This is a genomic window from Sphingobacteriales bacterium (assembly GCA_016719635.1).
Lineage (GTDB): Bacteria > Bacteroidota > Bacteroidia > Chitinophagales > JADIYW01 > JADJSS01.
The window spans coordinates 110,874-131,131 of record JADJYT010000001.1 but is presented as its reverse complement, the minus strand read 5'-3'; the positions used below and the strand labels follow the sequence as shown (position 1 = coordinate 131,131).

Annotated in this window: 15 protein-coding genes; 8 read left to right on the top strand and 7 right to left on the bottom strand. The window is 40.3% G+C overall.

The features are described 5' to 3' along the window. Positions 1-17 precede the first annotated feature (17 nt). Positions 18-1,208, bottom strand: coding sequence for an ADP-forming succinate--CoA ligase subunit beta (sucC, locus tag IPM95_00630; protein MBK9327823.1), 1,191 nt, complete (start codon positions 1,206-1,208; stop codon positions 18-20). A gap of 126 nt (positions 1,209-1,334) precedes the next feature. Here sucC and IPM95_00625 point away from each other — a divergent pair, with 126 nt between their 5' ends. The 4 genes from IPM95_00625 to IPM95_00610 are packed head-to-tail and all read left to right on the top strand — an operon-like array spanning position 1,335 to position 4,072. Further along, positions 1,335-2,111 (top strand): DUF3822 family protein, encoded by a 777-nt coding sequence (locus IPM95_00625; GenBank protein ID MBK9327822.1) that lies wholly within the window; start codon positions 1,335-1,337, stop codon positions 2,109-2,111. A gap of 27 nt (positions 2,112-2,138) precedes the next feature. Further along, positions 2,139-2,687 carry an RsmD family RNA methyltransferase gene (locus IPM95_00620; protein ID MBK9327821.1) on the top strand — a complete coding sequence of 183 codons (549 nt, stop codon included), beginning with the start codon at positions 2,139-2,141 and terminating at the stop codon, positions 2,685-2,687. Further along, a complete protein-coding gene (locus IPM95_00615) occupies positions 2,684-3,394 on the top strand; it encodes a 16S rRNA (uracil(1498)-N(3))-methyltransferase (protein MBK9327820.1) in 711 nt (236 codons plus the stop codon). The genes IPM95_00620 and IPM95_00615 overlap by 4 nt, the downstream gene beginning before the upstream one ends. A gap of 6 nt (positions 3,395-3,400) precedes the next feature. Continuing rightward, on the top strand, positions 3,401-4,072 hold the full coding sequence (locus IPM95_00610) for a DUF4159 domain-containing protein (GenBank protein MBK9327819.1): 672 nt from the start codon (positions 3,401-3,403) through the stop codon (positions 4,070-4,072). Positions 4,073-4,074: 2 nt separating this feature from the next. Here IPM95_00610 and IPM95_00605 read toward each other — a convergent pair whose 3' ends face one another. Further along, positions 4,075-6,741, bottom strand: a complete 2,667-nt coding sequence (locus tag IPM95_00605; protein MBK9327818.1) for an LPS-assembly protein LptD — start codon at positions 6,739-6,741, stop codon at positions 4,075-4,077. A gap of 91 nt (positions 6,742-6,832) precedes the next feature. Between IPM95_00605 and IPM95_00600 the strand changes: the two genes are divergently transcribed. The 4 genes from IPM95_00600 to IPM95_00585 all read left to right on the top strand — a co-directional run bounded on the left by IPM95_00600 (position 6,833) and on the right by IPM95_00585 (position 10,972). Next, on the top strand, positions 6,833-8,074 hold the full coding sequence (locus IPM95_00600) for an N-acetylmuramoyl-L-alanine amidase (protein MBK9327817.1): 1,242 nt from the start codon (positions 6,833-6,835) through the stop codon (positions 8,072-8,074). A 47-nt stretch (positions 8,075-8,121) separates the two neighbouring features. Beyond that, a complete protein-coding gene (locus IPM95_00595) occupies positions 8,122-8,697 on the top strand; it encodes an MCE family protein (protein MBK9327816.1) in 576 nt (191 codons plus the stop codon). Next, positions 8,681-9,178, top strand: a complete 498-nt coding sequence (locus IPM95_00590) for a hypothetical protein (protein ID MBK9327815.1) — start codon at positions 8,681-8,683, stop codon at positions 9,176-9,178. The genes IPM95_00595 and IPM95_00590 overlap by 17 nt, the downstream gene beginning before the upstream one ends. A 255-nt stretch (positions 9,179-9,433) precedes the next feature. Beyond that, complete coding sequence (locus IPM95_00585; GenBank protein MBK9327814.1) at positions 9,434-10,972, top strand: hypothetical protein; 1,539 nt, start codon at positions 9,434-9,436, stop codon at positions 10,970-10,972. Positions 10,973-11,159: 187 nt separating this feature from the next. On the opposite strand, the gene IPM95_00580 is transcribed toward IPM95_00585, so the two are convergent. From IPM95_00580 to IPM95_00560, 5 genes are all read right to left on the bottom strand, one after another. After that, the gene (locus tag IPM95_00580) at positions 11,160-11,630 is read right to left on the bottom strand and encodes an OmpA family protein (GenBank protein ID MBK9327813.1); all 471 of its coding nucleotides are present in this window, start codon (positions 11,628-11,630) and stop codon (positions 11,160-11,162) included. A 138-nt stretch (positions 11,631-11,768) separates the two neighbouring features. After that, positions 11,769-14,954, bottom strand: a complete 3,186-nt coding sequence (locus IPM95_00575; protein ID MBK9327812.1) for a DUF3604 domain-containing protein — start codon at positions 14,952-14,954, stop codon at positions 11,769-11,771. A 198-nt stretch (positions 14,955-15,152) separates the two neighbouring features. Continuing rightward, positions 15,153-16,832, bottom strand: coding sequence for an amino acid permease (locus IPM95_00570; protein ID MBK9327811.1), 1,680 nt, complete (start codon positions 16,830-16,832; stop codon positions 15,153-15,155). 106 nt (positions 16,833-16,938) lie between these two features. Further along, positions 16,939-17,901, bottom strand: a complete 963-nt coding sequence (locus IPM95_00565) for a DUF4249 domain-containing protein (GenBank protein MBK9327810.1) — start codon at positions 17,899-17,901, stop codon at positions 16,939-16,941. A gap of 2 nt (positions 17,902-17,903) precedes the next feature. Next, positions 17,904-20,252 carry a TonB-dependent receptor gene (locus tag IPM95_00560; protein MBK9327809.1) on the bottom strand — a complete coding sequence of 783 codons (2,349 nt, stop codon included), beginning with the start codon at positions 20,250-20,252 and terminating at the stop codon, positions 17,904-17,906. Between the last annotated feature and the right edge of the window lie 6 nt (positions 20,253-20,258).

Below are 20,258 nucleotides of genomic sequence, written 5' to 3'. Positions count from 1 at the left end.
TATATTTCTGCTATAAATCAGGCTACCGCTTTGCTGACTAAATCAGCAGCTTCTGACAATAGAATAGCGGACTGAACTTTCAGTCCGGATTCTTCAATCATCTTTTTGGCTATCTCAGCATTGGTTCCCTGTAAACGGACAATGATGGGAATGTCAATCGTTCCTATATTTTTATAGGCTTCAATGACACCTTCGGCTACCCGGTCGCAACGAACGATACCGCCAAAAATATTGATCAGGATAGCTTTCACATGCGGATCTTTCAGGATAATTCGGAAAGCTTTTTCCACCCGCTCTGCATTGGCGGTGCCACCCACATCGAGGAAGTTGGCAGGTTCTCCTCCACTCAGTTTAATGATATCCATCGTCGCCATGGCCAATCCTGCACCATTAACCATACATCCGACATTGCCATCCAGTTTCACATAATTTAAATCCGCCTCTCCGGCTTCCACTTCCGTCGGATCTTCTTCCAGTAAATCCCGCTGTTCCTCCAGGTCTTTGTGACGATATAAAGCATTGTCGTCCAGATTGACCTTTGCATCCACGGCAATGATCTTATCATCCGAGGTTTTCAAAACCGGATTTATTTCAAACAGGCTGGCATCCGAAGCTTCATAAGCCTTGTACAGACGCTGCACGAAATCCACCATCTCCTTAAAGGCTGTTCCGCTCAAACCCAGGTTGAAAGCGACTCTTCTGGCCTGAAAAGGCTGAATTCCCACTAATGGGTTAATCCATTCTTTAAAAATCTTTTCAGGAGTATGTTCTGCTACGTGTTCAATATCCATCCCGCCTTCAGCTGAATAAACGATGGCATTGCACTCTTTGTTTCTATCCAGTAAAACAGACATATAAAATTCCCTGGTAGGAGATGCACCTTCATAATAGGCATCTTCTCCGATAAAGATTTTATGCACGACTTTTCCCTGTGGACCCGTTTGGGGCGTCACCAGTGTCATTCCTAAAATAGTAGCCGCCTTTTCCTTCAGTGCCTCCAGATTGGGAGCGAATTTAACCCCTCCTCCTTTTCCGCGGCCACCGGCATGAATTTGTGCTTTTACGACTACTCCGTCTTTTCCTGTTCTGGTTTTTAGGGTATTCCAGGCATCAATGGCCTGTTCTACCGTTTCCGCTACAATTCCTTCCTGTACTTTGACTCCAAATTGCTTTAAAAGTTCTTTTCCCTGATATTCGTGTAAATTCATGGGTCAAATGTATAAAGTCAAACCTAAAAAGCCAAAAAAATAGATAAAAAAACTATGTTTGTAAAAAAATAGCCTATCAACCCGTCATTAGACATACTCAAACGCTCCCAAAACCTTGAATTACTGATGCATTTGCATCCTTATTGCCTGTCCTTTTCCATTCTTGAACAGGAAATCAGAAAGATTGTATATTTTGATGTGAAGGTAATTGAACAGCCAATAGGTAAAAATTTATCTTTGGATACGATTGCGACCTGGTTTTCGGTTCATCAGGAAATTTTCAATTTACCCTTCAAAGAGAGTAAAGTATCGATCTATTCTCCGGAATACACCGTTTTGCCGGAAAAGACCGATAATGCGAGGCAAATATTCAATACCCTAGGATTTTCTGACAGCACAGAAATAACGTATCTGAAAAACAAGCTAAACGAGCATTTCTGGGTTTATTTTTCTTTGCCTGACAAAACCATCAGTTTTATTGAAAATCATTTGCCCAATGTCACTTTCTATTGTTCTGACTACGGATTGCTGCAATTTTACAATTCAAAACTGTCTTTCAAAAATTACCTGTCAGCCAATCTGTATGGAGAAGAACTCACCATCTGTTATAAAAAGGACTCGGAAAATTTTTACTACAATAAGTTCCTGGTAAAGTCAAAAGAAGACCTGCTCTATTATCTCCGTTTATCCTATGAACATCTAAGCCTGGATATAAATGAATTTCCGACCTATCTGTACGGATTTATTGAAGAAAAGTCTCCCATGTATTCCACAACGTATGGATTTATCCGAAACTTTGAAATAGACAGAACACTCAAGAACACCTTGCCGTTTTTATATACCATTGAAGATATTCCGTTACACTATTATATCAATTTATTAGGGTTGGGTTTGGAGAATTAATTCCCCTCCCGTCAGTCATATCCAGTCATGAGAATCATATCAGGTACATTAAAAGGCAAACGATTTTATCCGCCTCGGAATATTCCGGCACGTCCCACCACTGATTTTGCCAAAGAAGCACTGTTCAACATCTTAAACAATCATTTTGATTTCAGAGAAGTGAAATTTTTGGATTTATTTGCCGGAACCGGCAGCCTCGATATGGAAATATTTTCACGCGGCTGTACGGATATCACATCGGTGGATATGAGTAAGATAAGCCTTGGATTCATTAAAAAGATGAGTGAGGAAGTGAAGATCCCGAACCATAAAATCATCTTTGGAGACGCTGTCGCCTTTGCCAGAAACTGCAAACAGCAATATGATCTTATATTTGCCGGACCACCGTATGCACTCGATTGCATCGATGAAATGCCGGGCATCATTTTCGATCAGAAATTATTGACAGAAGGCGGAATGTTTATTCTGGAAACGTCGCCCAAACACGACTTTACGGATCATCCTAAACTGCTGGAAGTCCGTAATTACGGACAAACCCATTTTTGGTTTTTCGGAGACGAAAATGAAGAAGCATGAAACGGTTTTACAGTCAGCTCATTCAAAACAATCTCCTTTTCCTGGAAAAGGAAGAGGCACAGCATTGTATAAAAGTATTGCGTTGCAAAGAAGGGGATACCGTTGAAGTCCTAAACGGAAACGGCATCCTGTATGCCGGAATTATAACTGCAATAAACAGGCAGGAAGTACATATATCCATTTCGGGAATCAAAAAAGAGCAATTTGAAAACAGCAATAAGCTGTCTATAGGCATTGCTCCGACTAAAAATCCGGCAAGGCTGGAGTGGTTTATTGAAAAGGCAACAGAAATCGGAATTGCCCACATCTTCCCTATTTTGACGGAGCGAACGGAAAAACAAACCATCAAACTGGAACGATTGCAGCAAATCAGCATTTCAGCCGCCAAACAGAGCGGGCAACTATTTTTTCCTGTTGTACATGCATTAACCCCGCTGAAAGAAGCCTTTTCAGATTTTGAGGCGCTTCAATTTTCCAATCATTACATAGCCCACTGCGAAGAGGAAAGAAACCTGCTGAAAGATGTATACAAGAAAAATGAAGCAGCATTGCTTTTAATTGGTCCGGAAGGTGATTTTACCAAAAATGAAATTCAAACTGCGCTTAACAAAAATTATATCCCCGTTTCACTCGGAAATTCTATCTTGCGGGTAGAGACTGCAGGTATGATGGCCTGTGCCATCATTAAGGTGATAAACGATAATTAAAAAGAAATGAATCGAGCAACCAGCATAAAGACATTTATTACAGTATTTGCCGTTTATCCTATTTTGCTTTTCAGTCAGGTAAAGACAACTGCAAAAATCGGCTTATTAAAATACAAGGGCGGCGGCGACTGGTATGCGAATCCCACTTCGCTGCCCAATCTTGCAAAATACTGTAATCAGCAGTTGAACCTCAACCTGAATTTTGACATTGAAGAAGTGGAACCGGGCAGTGCCACGTTATTCAACTACTCGCTGGTCCATATTACCGGACATGGCAATATCATTTTTACCAATCAGGAAGCAGAAAACATGCGTAACTACCTGATAGCAGGCGGGTTTCTGCATATTTCTGATAATTTTGGCATAGACAAATTCGTTCGACTGGCCATGAAGAAAGTTTTTCCTGAAATAGAGTTTGTCGAGCTTCCTTTCTCTCATCCAATCTATCATCAGAAATTTGATTTTCCCAACGGATTACCAAAAATACATGAACACGAGGGCAAATCTGCGCAGGGGTTTGGGTTGATTTATCAGGGAAAGCTGGTCTGTTTTTATGATTACGAATGTGACTTAGGAGACGGATGGGAGGATGCAACCGTTCACAATGATTATCCTGAAACCAGGGCTAAGGCTCTGAAAATGGGTGCAAATATTATTCAATATGCCTTTACCAAATGATTTTACCTCGGTATAAATGTACTTGGATTAAATCCGCTTCCAAAGAATCCACTTTCAAAGAATGCTTTCTGTTTTTGTAATTTCAACCAGCTGAACTGCTGTGAAGTGACGTATACCGTCATATAAAATCCCTGCTGAAAGCCAAGCGGCGTCCACTTGAATTCCATTTGCCAGCAGTGTAAATCACGAACAACGGAAATATCGGTCCGGGTTACACTTTTATGGGTAAGATCAAACCCGGAAGAGACATTGATCTTCCATTTCTTGGTAATATTCAGATCAAAACCAAGTGCCAGCGTTTGTGTAATAGCTGTGGTGTCTTTTTTATTATATTTAAAACGGGCCAAATTTAAGCTGTACTGATAGTTTATCGACCACGGGATATTAAAATTATAGTAGTCCCTTTCATAAACTCCTTTTTGGTAGAACTGGTTGTTTAACCCCTGATTTACATAGAGTGATTTATTCATTTCCGCCTGTTCATTCAATCCTTTCTTGGAGTGTATACTGCCGCTCAGGGAAATATTTAAGGAAGATAACCTGAAAAGCTGTTTTCGTTCTTTGTAATAAAAAGTATTTGTCTGTCCTCCAAGACTATCCAGCGCATAGGGGTCTAAACTCATATTCATACTGAAATTCAGTTTATCCGTAATTCGGGTACTGGCACTGATACTTAACGGACTGAATCGTTTGGTCAACAGGTTGTAACTCATACCTACAGACAGGTTATCTAGCAGGGTAATCTTTTTGGTATGATTTATTGTATCTTTCCTGGAGTATACTTTTATTTCCAAGGAGTTTGAAAAGTTAATCCCAATGCTCCCCTGCTTTCCGGGCGGAATAATTCCATTGTTTTGAAAGATGGAATATTTTTCCGTATTGCCGAATGAATCGATTTGCACCGTACGCATATATTTAAACAACGGAGCGGTAAAATCAGGACTGAAATTAAAGTTCAGGCTCGGACGAAAAACGTGGCGGATAGCCTTGAGTTTACCTTTCTTAAATTGTAACTGTCCGTACAGATTGGTATTAAAACTCATATTAAAGTTAAAATCCCGGTATGTTTTAAATCCAAATTTAGTTTCCGGTACTGCCTGATAAAGGAACGTATCAATCCTATTGGTTGTTTCATTTAGCCTGATCAGCGTATCCTGATAGGTTTTGTTGACATAACTGAAATACCAGTTTTCCCTGTAATTAAACCCGACATTAAAGTTTAAATATTTAAACAACGTGAAATTTCCTGAAATCGGGAGATTATGCGTTATGCTGGTGCGCATATTCTTCAATGTTTGTTTGGAAAGAAAAGTAGAATCCGTAGCGCTGATCTGATTGGAAACATTCAAATCATAGGAGAAACCTATATTTTCATACCATTTCCGTTTTGTAACGGCGACTTTCTTCTGAAAAGGATTGATTCGGGTGACGTTAAAGGAGAACTGAGGCAATGTCAAAGAAATCTGTTTCGATTGTGTATTTTGTACCAGGCCGGTATTCAATGCCAGGCGGTACGGTTTATTGGGCCAGTATTTGCTGTAGGATATATTCGAGGAAAAGTTAGTCGCCAGCACACTTTGCGGATCTCTTGAATTCAGGTACTGGTATGTTTTGTTGCTGACGATGTTCAGGTTGATGTTAAAACTGCTGTTATACATCTTTTTCGGGTCCACATTCATCTGCCACTGCAATCCGAAGTTGATGGGAGCCTTCAGTCTTTTAGGGTTAAACCGTTCATAATCAGAACCGCCACGCTGCTGATTAATATTAAAACTCAGGCTTCCGGCGTGTTTGTATATCACTTTATAATTTAAATTGGTGCGCAATGCCCAGCTTCCCAAAGTATATATGTCGGCGGTTGTTGTCAGATCCATCTTATCATTGATATGCCAGTAATATCCGATACCGCTTAAGTAAAACCCTAAATTTCCAGCCTCACCGTAGGTGGGCATAATCAGGCCGGAACCTTTTGACTTGATGGATGGCACGAGGGCAAATGGCAGGAATAATGGTGTACGGACACCTTCAATGATGATGTTAGCAGGCTTACCGACAATAATCCGGTCTTTGATAACTTTCGCCTTGCCTATCTCTACATAAAAATGAGGCTGATCATAGCTGCAGGTCGTATAGCGGGCATTTTTGATATACAAGGTTGAGTCATTCACTGCTTTGACATAATCTCCATGAAGATAACCCTCCATTTCTTTAGTTACCAACCCGGCACTTTTACCTTTTTTAGTTTTAAAATTAAATTTCGCTTCCATCGCCACATACTCGCCTGTCCCATCCTTAAATTCAATTCTTTTCAGGTTGCCGCTACTATCAGGTGTTGCCCTGGCATAGACTTCACTGCTATCCCAGTTAAACCGGATATAACCGCCTCTCATATCCATTTCCTGATACGTTATTCGGGCATTCCCAAAAAGCAGTACGGTTTTATTCGGAATATCATAAATAATTGAATCTGCTGCATTGTATTTTACATTATCGTCCAAATCATTCTCTGCAATCTTAATCTTTTTTACATCCACAATTGTGGAATCTTTAGAGACTGAATCAATAAGGGATTTAATTACATTTGGCCCGGTGTTTGTTTGAGCTAAGGTGTCATTCGTTAGTTCCGTTATATCCTGATTTTCAATTTGGGAAAATACGGGAGCGGACATAAAAAATATGATCAGAAAAAAAACAAACCGCTTATCCAGAATAAAACTTAACAACGATGCAATATTTATTTACTTACTGAGTTTCAAAAATATGTTTAAAAGGACAAAAATACGGATTGCTTGTTTAATATTTCTATTATCTGTACACAGTATTGCACAATGTATCTCAAAACCGGCAGGAATCTATAAAATAAAGACTATCGTTTTAGATGCAGGACATGGCGGACATGATACAGGCTGCCACGGGCCCAGCCATTCCTATGAAAAGGATGTAACCCTGAAAATAATCCTTGCTTTAGGAAAATTAATTGAATCGAAGTATCCGGATATAAAGGTGATCTACACCCGCAAAACCGATGTTTTCATAACTTTACAGGACAGGGCGCTCACCGCTAATAAAAATAATGCAGACTTATTTATCAGTGTACACTGCAATGCCAATGCAAACAAATCTGCCTACGGATCAGAAACATTCCTTATGGGACTGCATGTATCACAGGCAAACCTGGATGTTGCAAAGCGGGAAAACGCCGTTATCAAACTGGAGGAGAATTATGAAAAGGTCTATGAAGGATTTGACCCCGATTCGCCGGAAGCCATGATCGCTCTTTCGCTTGCCCAAAATGCCAACATAGAGCAAAGTACGTTTTTAGCCAGCAAAGTACAGGAATACTTTACGAATAAACTGGGCAGGTTCAACAGGGGTGTAAAACAGGCCGGATTTTGGGTTTTATACAGAACTACCTGTCCGTCCGTTTTAATCGAAACAGGTTTTTTAACGAACAAAGTGGAAGAAGAGTACCTTACTTCCTATTCCGGTCAGCAGGCTTACGCGGAATCCATCTTCAATGCATTTGAAGATTACCGGAACACCATCGAAAAAGGAAGTAAGCTGACCGCTCCGGTCATAATCAACTCCGAACCTATTCCGCCATCCAAATATTCATCTGAACCGGATACTGTTCCCGCAGAAATAAACACAACGAATACCACCCCGGTTACGCCAACTGCATCGGAACCCAAAACCATATCTGCAGAAGAAATAATTCCTGTTGCGGAAAAAACGGTAAAAGGCATCGTTTATAAAGTTCAGATTACTGCCACCAATAAATTGCTTCCGAAAACGGACAAAGCCTATAAGGTAAAGGAAAAATTAAGTTTTGAAAAGACAAAAGGCACCTATAAATATTCATATGGAAATTTCAGCACATATGATGCAGCCTTAAAAGTGCTGAAGAAGGCCAAAGGCAATGGATATAAAGACGCATTTATAACTGTATATAAAAACGGAAACCGGTTAACTTTTAGTGAATCCCAAAAATATTTTAAATAATAGTTCAATTTTCTCCTTATATTTGGTGAGTCTAAAACCATTTTTGCTTGGAAAATAAAAACGAAATTTTAGTTGGAGCCCTAACCATAATAGGTATTACCCTTTTTATCCTTGGCTTCAAGTACTTACAAGGTGAAGACCTGTTTACCCGCAGTAAGTATATCACTATTGTTGCAGACCGCACGAATAATATCCTGCCTTCCAATTCCGTTCTGGAAAACGGGGTACCTATCGGCAGAGTTGATGATGTGAAAATCTCCACAAGTGCAACTTATCCTTACAAAGCACTGATTACCTTAAAAATGAATAAGAATGTATCCATTCCGAATGACAGCAAGTTCATTATTTATGGATTGGATATGCTGGGCAAGGTAGGTGTTGGTTTGGTTCGCGGAACTTCCTCCGTAGAAACGAAAGATTCTGATACCCTCTTGTGTTTGGTAAAAGGCGACGCCATTACTCAGGGCGTTGATCTGATTGCTCAGTTGAAACCTAAGATTGACAGTACGCTCGGCTCGATAACTGCATTGGCAAACAATATCAATTCAGCATTAGGAACCGGAGATAACAACTTATTGAAAAAAGGTATCCGACTTAACGGTAACCATGCAGTCCATAAATAAATTAGCCGTAAACGCCGATAAAATGATAGTTACATTGAATAGTACCGTTACAGACAACAGGACGAATATTGACGGAATACTGAAAAATGTGAATGAACTGACCGGGAAATTTAACGGGGAAATGGGAAAAATAGATTCCATCCTGACTAATTTCCAGACATTATCCGGTAAGGTTGCTTCTCTTGACCTTGCTTCCACACTGGAAAGTGCCAAAGGCACACTGGATCAGCTTAAAAAGACATTGTCCCTGATTAATGACGGAGACGGAAGTATCTCAAAACTGTTAAAAGAAGACGGTGCCTATAAGGATATCACCAGAACCATTCAATCGCTGAATGCTGTGTTGGTTGACTTGAAAGCAAATCCAAAGAAATATATCAGTCTGTCATTAATAGACAGAAGCCGTACCATCACCATTTCAGATACTTCCGTCCAGCAGTTTTTAGAAAAAAATCCCAAGGCTGCAAAAACATTAAAGTAAGTTTTTTTTAAAAGACTGAAAAACGGTTTTTAATATCTTTATTGAAACTATTACTACTTTTGTTTATTGAAAACAAATCCATCATATCAATTGCTTTTTCCAATCAGATCAGGATCAATTGATAAATTTCTTATTACCGCATTCTTTATTTTTCTTATCCATTCGGGGTTTGCTCAAAAAACCGTCTATTTCCCTCCTGTAGTGAAAGACACCTCTAAAAAAAAACGAATTGAGATTATAAAATCGGATTCACTGATGTTTGAAACAAAGGAATTGGGAAAATACCGCAAACTAATCGGACATGTCATACTGAAACATATCGATGCTTACATGTACTGTGACAGTGCTGTGATAGACATCGATGCAAATTACCTGACGGCCCTTGGCAGTCAGGTGCACATAAAAAAAGGGGACAGCGTGGATGTGTGGGGCAATTTTCTGGAATACTTCGGTGACCAGAAATTGGGACGCCTGACAGGCATGTGCAGTATGCGAGACAAAACCATGATACTAACCGCTCCTGAATTAAATTACAATACAGAAACCGATGTAGGAAATTTCATGAGCGGCGGAAGAGTGGTCAATAAGGAAACCACCATCACCAGTGCTATCGGGTATTTTTTCCATAAAACCAGCGAAGCTGTTTTTTACGGCAATGTAATCTTACGCAGCCCGGAAAGAACCATCTATGCAGACTCTCTAAAATACAACACGGATAAAGAAATCGCCTATTTCATAACCAAAACCACCATAGTCGACAAAGACAGCAATATCATTGTGACCAACAGCGGATTTTATGATACCAAAAATGAAAAGGCGTATCTGGGAAATAATGCGACCATACGCAAAGGGGACTCTTATGTAAAGGCAAACTCCATTGACTATGACAACCAATCCAAGCAGGCCGTTGCAAAGGGGAATGTGGTGTGGCAGGACAGTTCTGAACGCACCACCATTTTAAGTAATTACATATATTCCAATGAAGACAGTTCTTATGTGAAGGCCTACCAGGATCCTTTGATGATAAGCGTTTCTGAAGACATGAAAGACACCATGTATCTCAGTGCGGATACCCTCCTTTCCTTTAAGGAAGTCTATTTCAGCTGGCTTACATCAGGGGACAGCACCGGAATAACTGACTCCTTGCAGGAAACGGATTCACTGAGGATTGTAAAGGCTTATTACCATATGAAAATGATTCAGGGAAAAGTAAGCGCAGTATCCGATTCCATGTTCTACTCGGAACAGGATTCGATATTTAAACTGTATGTATTCCCGGTTATGTGGATGGATTCCACACAGATTACCGGTGATTCCATTTATCTCTATACTAAAAATAAAGAGATACATAAGGTCGATATTTTCGGGAATGCCTATGTTGTCCACTGGCAGGATGCCGATGTTTTCAATCAGGTGAAAGGAAAGTTTATGCAGGCATTCATAGAGAACAAAAAAATCAAAAAAATAGAAGTGGATGGAAATGCCGAAAGCATCTATTTTATTAAAGATAAGGATGCCTATACCGGGGCCAATAAATCATCATCCGGCTTTATTACGGTTTCGTTTAATGACGGAGAGGTAAACAGGATAAAACTTACCGGGTCCCCGGAAGCGGAATTCACCCCTATGAAGAAAATCAATTTATCTTCTTTTAGGCTGGACGGATTCAGCTGGCAATGGGAGAAAAAACCACAAACACCCTATGATGTTATCCGAAATCAGCAACAGTACGAAAAGTTTATTTTGGAACAACCCGTCAGGATAAATAGCGAAAATGACAAACAAAACAAGTAAATCTCTTGACAATAATCAATAAGTTTAAAAAATGTTAAGAAAATAATGGCGATTGTAAAATTAAAGTGTTAATATAGATTAGTAAAAACACCCGGCGACCCTAAAGAAGCCTAAAAACCCTCACAGAAACATTAAAAACCCCTGAAATCGTCAGGGGTTATTTTTTTAAGAGTTAAGCCATTCTTTTTTAATATTCACAAGGGTTAAACCGTTTTTTCGCATAACCATCTGCCGCATTTCCGGGAGTAGACTTGTTGTTTAATTCGGCAATGTAGAATCCTATTCGGGTATTCGTTAACAGGTTGCATTCATCTAACGGAGCAATGGGTTTGGTATCACCAAAAGCAACCGGAATCAAACGTTGGCAATCAATTCCTTTTTCAGTCAGGTAATAGCTTATCATAGCGGCACGCTGCAAACTGAGTTTCAGATTTTCTTCCGGAGATTTTTCCGTATATACATGCCCTTCAATACGCAATTTGGTAATGCTGGTCTTTTCTTTCAGATAATCCGCAATGAATAATAGCATGGGATCGAGCGTATCTTTTACATCATAAGCATGCTGATCAAATTGTATGGTTGTAGGTAATTCAACAGAATAGGTATAATGGTCTGCATTATTAGAACTTTCAGCAAACACCATAGAACCTAAAAACATAACAAATACAAATAGACAGTTAGATTGGGACATATCGGCTCATTTATACAATTAAATATCCGAAAATATTTCGGCAGGGAATGCTAAAAATTTGTTATAAAATCAAAATCCGTAAAATTTAACATCCATCAGTACACACTAATGTTCATCTAAGATAAAGAATGTATGTTTGATGAATATATCGTCCGATTTAAAAATCAGGAAATATACATTAGAAACAAAAGAGGCTGCAGGCAGTATAAAATGACCATTCCCGCCCGGTATCAATACCATTTCACGGTGTAACACCCTGCCCATGACATCCACTATCAGAAAACTTCCTGAAACAGCAACGGCAGAAGTTGTTTTTATATTCAGATCCGTTTTCCCTTCCTGCATAAATGAATTCAACACCTTCATAGAAAATCCGTTAAGGAAACCGGCATGGATTCCGCTGGATATGATCCGCTGCGAATCAAGCGAAGTATGATGGTCAGATTCACCGGCAATTACTTGCTTTATCTTGTAATAATTGATTCCCGGAAGCGGAAGCGTGTCATAACGGATATAGGAAACGGTATCAAAGATACCGCCCTGCGGAATAACAGTTTCCAACGTATTGTAAACTATCCTGTTTATGCTTTTCTGAACCTCGTAGAAAGATGTTTTATGTTCATGTACCCCCTTCCAGGCAATTAAAACCGTATCCCCTATAAGCTGAGTATAAAAATCAACGATGGAATCCATCACAAAATAGACGGTATCCGTTCCCGACAACTTAAATGTGCCGTTCGGAAATTTCATAATGACATTGTATATGGAAGAATCCTTTAAAGGCAATTCATCCAGAAACGAATAATGGGATAATTCATCTCTGTATAGGGGAGCACGCGAATCGATTACGGTAAGATCGTTCCGGATGGGTGCACGATTCAATTCATAACGATTGCTCAAATATTCCAAGCCTGTCCAATCAATTTTTACACCATTCCGCTGCAGCACTGCACTGAATGAATGTATCGAATCGTTTCCAAAACGTATGCTGACGGAATCGGCATTCGAATAACTAACGGAATCAAAGAAGGAAACCATCTTTACTCTGTAATATAAAACAGGGTTGTCGGGAAATGAATCCACATAGGTATATGCAACGGAATCACCGGGCTCTCCTGCGGCACTTATGTGTGCATAGGCGGAGAAATGACTGTTATCCCTGCTCCTCTCCAGAATGAAATAATCCGTATTCACCTGATTTCTGACAGCCCAGGCAACATGTATCTTATACTGATTGCCTGCGGATGAATCCGCTGCATCCAATGGAAGCAACACATCTTTCGTGGCGGTGTCACAGTTTACCTTATTCACCCATATCGGACTGGACCATGCCCATACTTCCCGGTCGTCAATTTTATTTTTTTGTTTAACTCGGATATAATAGACACTGGTATCCGTCATAAAACCATCCACTAAAGAATCATTAAATCCTGATGTATTGCCTGAAAAACTGTATGTCTTTATAACATTAAAAAGAGGGTGGTTATCCGAAGAGTAAACTCCGTTCTTAAAATCCCATTTTAATACCTGAATATAATCCAACGCATCTGTTCCGTCTACGGATATCTTCAGTTCGGGATATTCCTCACATCCAATACCTATCTCGTCTCCCATCAGATGGTTGTTGATATAAAACTTCATAGCTATCCGTTCTCCGGTGGTGGCATAGGTATGCCTGTCTTTAATATGATGGAACAGATTGTTTCGCTCCAGACTGTCCGCAATTACCGCAAATGAACCGAACTGTTTTTGAGTAGCTCTGGCAACATGGTTGTCAGAGCTGGCTATGATACCCAGCTTTTCACGCAATGCCAGTGCATCCTGAATATAATTGCTGCCGTTGTTTGATTTGGTCGTGGCATTCAAACTCTCATACGACAAACCATGCTGAGGATTGTAGGATTCACACTGTCCGTGACCGCTGTAAATTTCGGCTGTCATCTTATACCTTATATTGGCATAAGTTCCTCCAAATGTATTGCAGAAATTACAGACAGGTGTAGGAAAAACAGAAAAAATCTTGCCGCTGTGATGCGGTATGGTTATGGCTTCAATTCTGTTGTCCATACTGTCTAACCTGCTCCACATCCTTTGAATGGAATTGTACAGCATCTTCGGAATGTTTGGAACAGCATACAATAAAGAGTCCGGAGCATTAAAGATGGTATTATAATGCCCGGATGGTGTGTTCATACTGTTTTCAAACCCCATAAACGCGACGAATCTGCCGGGTTGGTTATAAAACCTGACATTTTGCAGAATATCATTCCATTCGCTGGAATCTAACCCATACTCTGCATTGCCATCCGAATGATCCGTTTGTGCGAAAAAATCCAACCCTACTGCATTTCTCGCATATTTAAACGCGTCCTGCCCCTGTCCGTCCCTGCTGTATTCCGTATGTGTATGAAATTCTCCCCAGAAAATCTGCATTGAATCCTCCGAAACATTTATAGGGTTGGATGCATATATTTTAGAAATGGTGCTGTTTCCGCTTGTTTGCCGGGCGTTACAGCTGAATACTCCATTCTGCCCGAATGTAATGGGTATTTCAACATGACCGCTGTCAGCAGTCGTAAACTGAATCGTCGAATTATAGGTTGCAGACGCATCGGTGCAGGTGACATTGAAACTTCCGGTGAAGTATGGAACTGAACTGACATTATCATCAAAAATAACCGCCTTCAATAATGTCGGTTTATTCACCTTACCCGTGGATGAAAGTATCAATTGCAGGACATCCGCTCTTTTAGGTTTAGAAACGATAGAACCCGTATGTTGCTGATGGCTGTAAACCCCGTTCCTGTCAAAATCTATCATAGCTTTAAATGCGGAACGGAAGGATATATTAGGTGGAATGACATAATTTAAGGCAGCACCGTACCCGTATGTAAGTATGAGCGTATCGCCTATTCCAAATAGCGTATCTAACCGTATAGTCATAAGATACTCATTATCGTCATGTTTATAACCGTTGTAAGGTGAAGATCCAATAAATTCATCTCTGGTCAGTTTAATACTCACTATGGAAGCCTTTAATCCACGGTTGCCGGACGAACGGCAATAGCCTCTCTGCAGGGAGGGAAGCGGCGGAAACGGAGGTGGATTGTTGTCAAAGGCAAATTGAGAAAATTCTTTAGGAAAAATCAGTTTAACAAAAGTATTTTTTTGTAACGGAACTGAATCGATGACCAGGTAGATATTTATCTGCAATGGCGTATTTGCCGAAATCTTATCCGGTGATACAACCAAATGTGTAAACGTAGACTTACCGTTTTGCGCTTCAGACATAGTGGAAGCAAAAAAAAGGCTTAATATTATCAGTAAATGGTTTTTCATAGTACAACACAAAAATACATTCCATCCAATCAATTTACGTATACAAATTTCATACGATGTAGTTTGGTTTTTAAAAATGATTCTATGTTTAATTGAGAAAATCAATTGATTGTACGTAAATCTATAAAGTATACATTTGCTTACCTTCCATTAATTCTTACGTAATTTACTGTTTTTAATTCCATATAAGAAATAAATAATTAATCCGAGAGCAAGCCAAATGATGAAACGCAGCCAGTTGACAACTCCTAAAGTAGACAACAGATAAGAACAACTTAAAAATCCCAGCACCGGAATAACGGACCAATTCTTCATGTATGTTTTAATCGAAACGAAAACGGAAAGCAGCAAAAATAACCAGAAAGGTATCTGATGCTGCCAAACATTAAAGCCATTTTGAAACGGAAATATCTCGGATAAACTGTCTTGCTGGCTGAAAAAAAGCAGGAATGCTGTGACGGTCAGAACGGGTACAATATACTTTCCGCTCACAAAAGGTGTTTTAAATTTTGGTTTTGACAGACGATTATCCGCTGCATGCTTATTGTCCTTTTGCTGTAAGATGATGACACCTCCGCACACCAGGATAAAGGCGAATAATGTTCCAATGCTGCACATATCCGTTACCAGATCCGCATCTAAGAATAAGCAGGGAATACCCACTAAAAGACCTGTTACAATAGTGGCAAAAGTGGGTGTCTTAAACCTCGGATGCACGGTAGCAAATTTTTGGGGCAATAATCCGTCCCTGCTCATGCTCATCCATATTCGTGGTTGGCCAATCTGAAAAACCAGCATGACGCTGGCCGTGGCGATCAGGGCACTGAATGCAACCACCCCTCCTATCCAGTTCAATCCGACAGATTTGAAGGCAGTTGCCAGAAACGCTTCCGTATTTAATTTTGAATAATGCACCATACCCGTAAGTACCAAAGCCACGGAAACATAGAGCAGCGTTGACAGTATTAAGGAATAGATCATACCGCGGGGCAAATCACGTTGCGGGTTTTTGCACTCTTCCGCAGTGGTAGATATGGCATCAAAGCCAATGTATGCAAAGAAAACAGCTGAAACACCTTTCAATACCCCGACAGCACCATTTGGAGCGAAGGGTATCCAATTTCCGGGATGCACATAAAAAATACCGATAATTATGACCCCTATAATTACCAAAACCTTGAAGATCACCATGCCGTTGGCAAAATTCTTAGACTCTTTGATTCCGACATACACCAGTACAGTTATGAATATATTGATGATAAATGCCGGAATATTCAAGATAATTGGTATACCCAAGAACCTTGGTGCTGAAGCCCATAATTCAGGAATATTATTCTTAGCTTCCAAAAAACTGGTCGTCAGGTATCCGGGCAAATGGATTCCGAACCCCTGCAGGAAATTGACAAAATTTCCGCTCCAGGCTATTGCGACCGTAACATTGCCGATGGCATATTCCAGCAACAAGTCCCATCCGATAATCCAGGCTATCATCTCACCGAATACTGCATACGAATAGGTATAGGCACTGCCGGCAATCGGGATGCGGGAAGCAAATTCAGCATAGCAGAGAGCGGAAAACCCACAGGCAACCGCAATACCGATAAACAGGAAAATGACGGCAGGTCCTCCATCAAAACACGCACTTCCGACAGTAGAAAAAATACCGGCACCAATGATGGCTGCTATCCCTAATGCCGTCAGATCCACAGCGCTCAGGTTCCGGTGCAACCCTTCCGCACTGCCATGTGACTCAATAACATCAGGATGCAGATCCGCTTCCTTCAATATGGCATTTATCGGTTTGGTGCGAAATAAATCTTTCAAAGACATAGTTATGATTTTTGATAACAGCTTGAAACTGTATTTATAAAAATACAAAAAAAGATGAAACAATACTGATTAATGACACCTGATGCATGGACATTTTACTGCCGTATCAAATCCGCCTGAAACTGCCCGTGATGCTGCCATATCCGCCCCACACACCCAGTGCGCCATTCACATTTGATTTTACAAATACCACGGCCCCGAACGGATTACCCTGGCGTATTCGGTTACTCTCTAGGGTGCGCCAGAAATCGTAATGCGGCTTATCAATCATACAAAGCTTAACCGTACACACAGAATCGCTGATAGTCCAGTACCCGCTGGTGTTAAAGTTTGTGCTGCGCTTTGATCCTACCGGATACCCTTTCGGAATAAAAATATTAAACTTCTTCCCGTTTATAAAGGCATCGTCAAATACAGACTGATCACTTATCAGAAATGGTTCATTGTCTGCTTTGGAAAAATAACGGTAATAATTGCCGGGTTCAATCGGATCTTTCAATCTGCCATATACCTGAAAAAATGAATCCACATACAATGGATTGGGATGCGGCTGAAGCCACAGCGAATCAAAATAAACCGGTTTAGGAATGGTTGTTGCGGCGGTAATGATCTTATCATTTAACCGAATACGCAAATCATACTGCTTGCCCACTTTACCGGTAAAATCGGTATCTGATAAGGCAACGGTATATATTGTAATCGGAGGAAAATCTGCAGCACTTTGAATAGACAGTCCGAACTGTGCAGCCAATGCGATGGCCAATGAGTCCGGAAGCAGCTGTAAAAGTGCTGTATTATATTCAACCAGCTGAACCGAATCATCATCAGTCAGCACGGTAATGGATGCACCGCTGATGAAATAAGAGGAGATGTCATTGATATTGATATTGCCGAAAAATGCAGAATTCCTGGTAAGCAGCACATACGGTGGAAGTCCGTTTTCGATATGTCCTTCAACAACCACTGCATCTGCAGGAGGCTGGATATTTAAATCTATTTCCTTTTCACATGAAATCAGGATAGCTGCCAGAGGCAGTAATAATAGAAGCTTGTGGAAAATACTCTTCATTTTTAAAACTTAAAATTCCAGGTGAAGGAAGGAATAACGGGAAACAAAGAAACATTGACGGGCGTAAACTTTAAATTCCCACTGACCAGACTTCCTTCTGTTTTATAATAGATGAAATAGGTGTTTTTTCGGTTATATACATTATAAATGGAAAAATTATAGCTGGATCTCCATCTTCTGTTTGGTTTTCTTTTGGGTATCGGACTTATTGTCAGGGATAAATCCAAACATGCGTACCCAAATTCTATAAAATACAATTCATTGGGCAATGTAAAGGCATTTCCCGTTGCATACACCCAGGTTGCCCCTACGCTCCAAACCTTGCTTATATCATAATTTATATTCATGGAAACATCGTGCGTACGGTCAAATTTTGCCGGGAAAGTCTTGCCGTCGTTTAATTCCTTGAATGTCCGGTCACTGCGCGAAATGGTATAACCTATCCATCCGTTCAGTTTTCCGGTCCTTTTCTTAATAAAAAATTCAGCTCCGTATGCCTTTCCTTTTCCAAACACATAACCGGTTTCCTGATCTACATTCAATTCCTGGACATAATACTGACTGTATTCAATCTGATTCCAGAGATGTTTAAAATACAACTCAATAGAAGCCTCAAACATATCATCTTTAAAATTCCTGAAATAACCTACTGAATACTGTAATGCCATCTGCGGTTTGACAACATTGGAACTTTGCACCCAAACATCGGTCGGCAGCGTACTGTTCGAATTGGATACCAGATGGATATACTGATAATTCAATCCGGTTCCGAATTTAATGGAGTTGTCTTTTCCGAAAGCATAGCGCATACTGAAACGCGGCTCCGGGCCAACATAGGTTTTTATGGGCTTGCCTCGTTTATAGACGGTGCTGTCATATCCGCTGATATTATCTCCTTTGACTTCGGTAAAGGGGCCGATATGCTGAAACAAACTTAACCTGAATCCGAAATCAAACTTCAGGTGTTCATTCAAATCATATTCATGATCAACATACATGGCAATCTCATGTGAATAGCGTTTGTTGATACTGTTCTCAAAATCCGTCTCTCCGGATCGGGCGGTAGCCTGTATGGGCGACATCCGGTGATGCGTATAGGATGTCCCGAATTTTAATTTATGTTTGGTGTTGATATAATAGTCAAAATCAAATTTCAAATTATAATCTCTTACGCCGGAACTGGCATTGAAGGCCAGATCCAACTGTTCACCGGAAAAATTAAATTTATAATCATTAAAGATAAACGACATATTCATGAACACCTTGTCGTTGAACAAATGATTATAGCGAACGGTAGCGGTTGCATTGCCCCATGGTATTTTCACTTTCGTCTGGTTCTGGCTGGAATTATAGGTAAACACATCCCTGCCAAAATACCCGCTGATATACAGTCTGTCCTTATCCGAAAACTGATAATTTGCCTTGATGTTCAGATCATAGAAATAATAATTGGTGCCTGCAAAATCAGTTTTCTTGATCAGTGGCTGGATGATATCAAAAAGATAGGTTCGTCTTCCAGAAATTAAAAACGAACCCTTATTCTTTTTGGTGGAATATTGTTTTTGAAGGGGCCCCTGGAAAGTCAGCCTGGAAGATATAATTCCAATTCCGCCCTGTAATTCAAAACGCTTCGAGTTTCCCTCTTTCATCTGCACATCAATGACCGATGATAAACGGCCTCCGAAATTAGCCGGCATTACGCCCTTATACAAGGTTGTGTTTTTTACTGCATCGGAATTGAACACCGAAAAGAAACCAAATAAATGTCCGGTATTATAAACAATCGCATCGTCTAACAACACTAAATTCTGGTCAGGGCCGCCTCCGCGCACATATATTCCTGAATTGCCCTCTCCTGCTGCCTGTACTCCCGGCAGCAGCTGCAGCGCCTTGATGATGTCCACCTCGCCCATAAACGCCGGAATGGATTTAATCCTTTCTATGGAAAGTTCTTCTTTGCCCATAACCGTTGTACGGACATTTTCGTCTTTACGCTCATCCGTTACCACCACTTCATCCAGAACTTTAGCATCATCCGATAACTCGACATTAAGTCTTGTCTCTTTGTCTAACTCCACATCCGTAATTTTTGTATTGAATCCCAGGTAAGAAAAAGCTATCTGATATTTACCTTTTGGCAACAGCAAAGAATAGAATCCATAAAGATTGGTGGTAGCACCCAAAGCGTTATTGCCCTGTACATATACATTGGCGCCAATCAGCACCTCCCCATTCTTTACATCTTTAAGGTAACCGCTGATCGTATACCTTTCCGCCTTATCCTCCTGTGAAAAAACAGTATGGACAAACAGAAAAACAAAAACAAAAGGCAGCAGACAAAGGAATTTCATGAATTG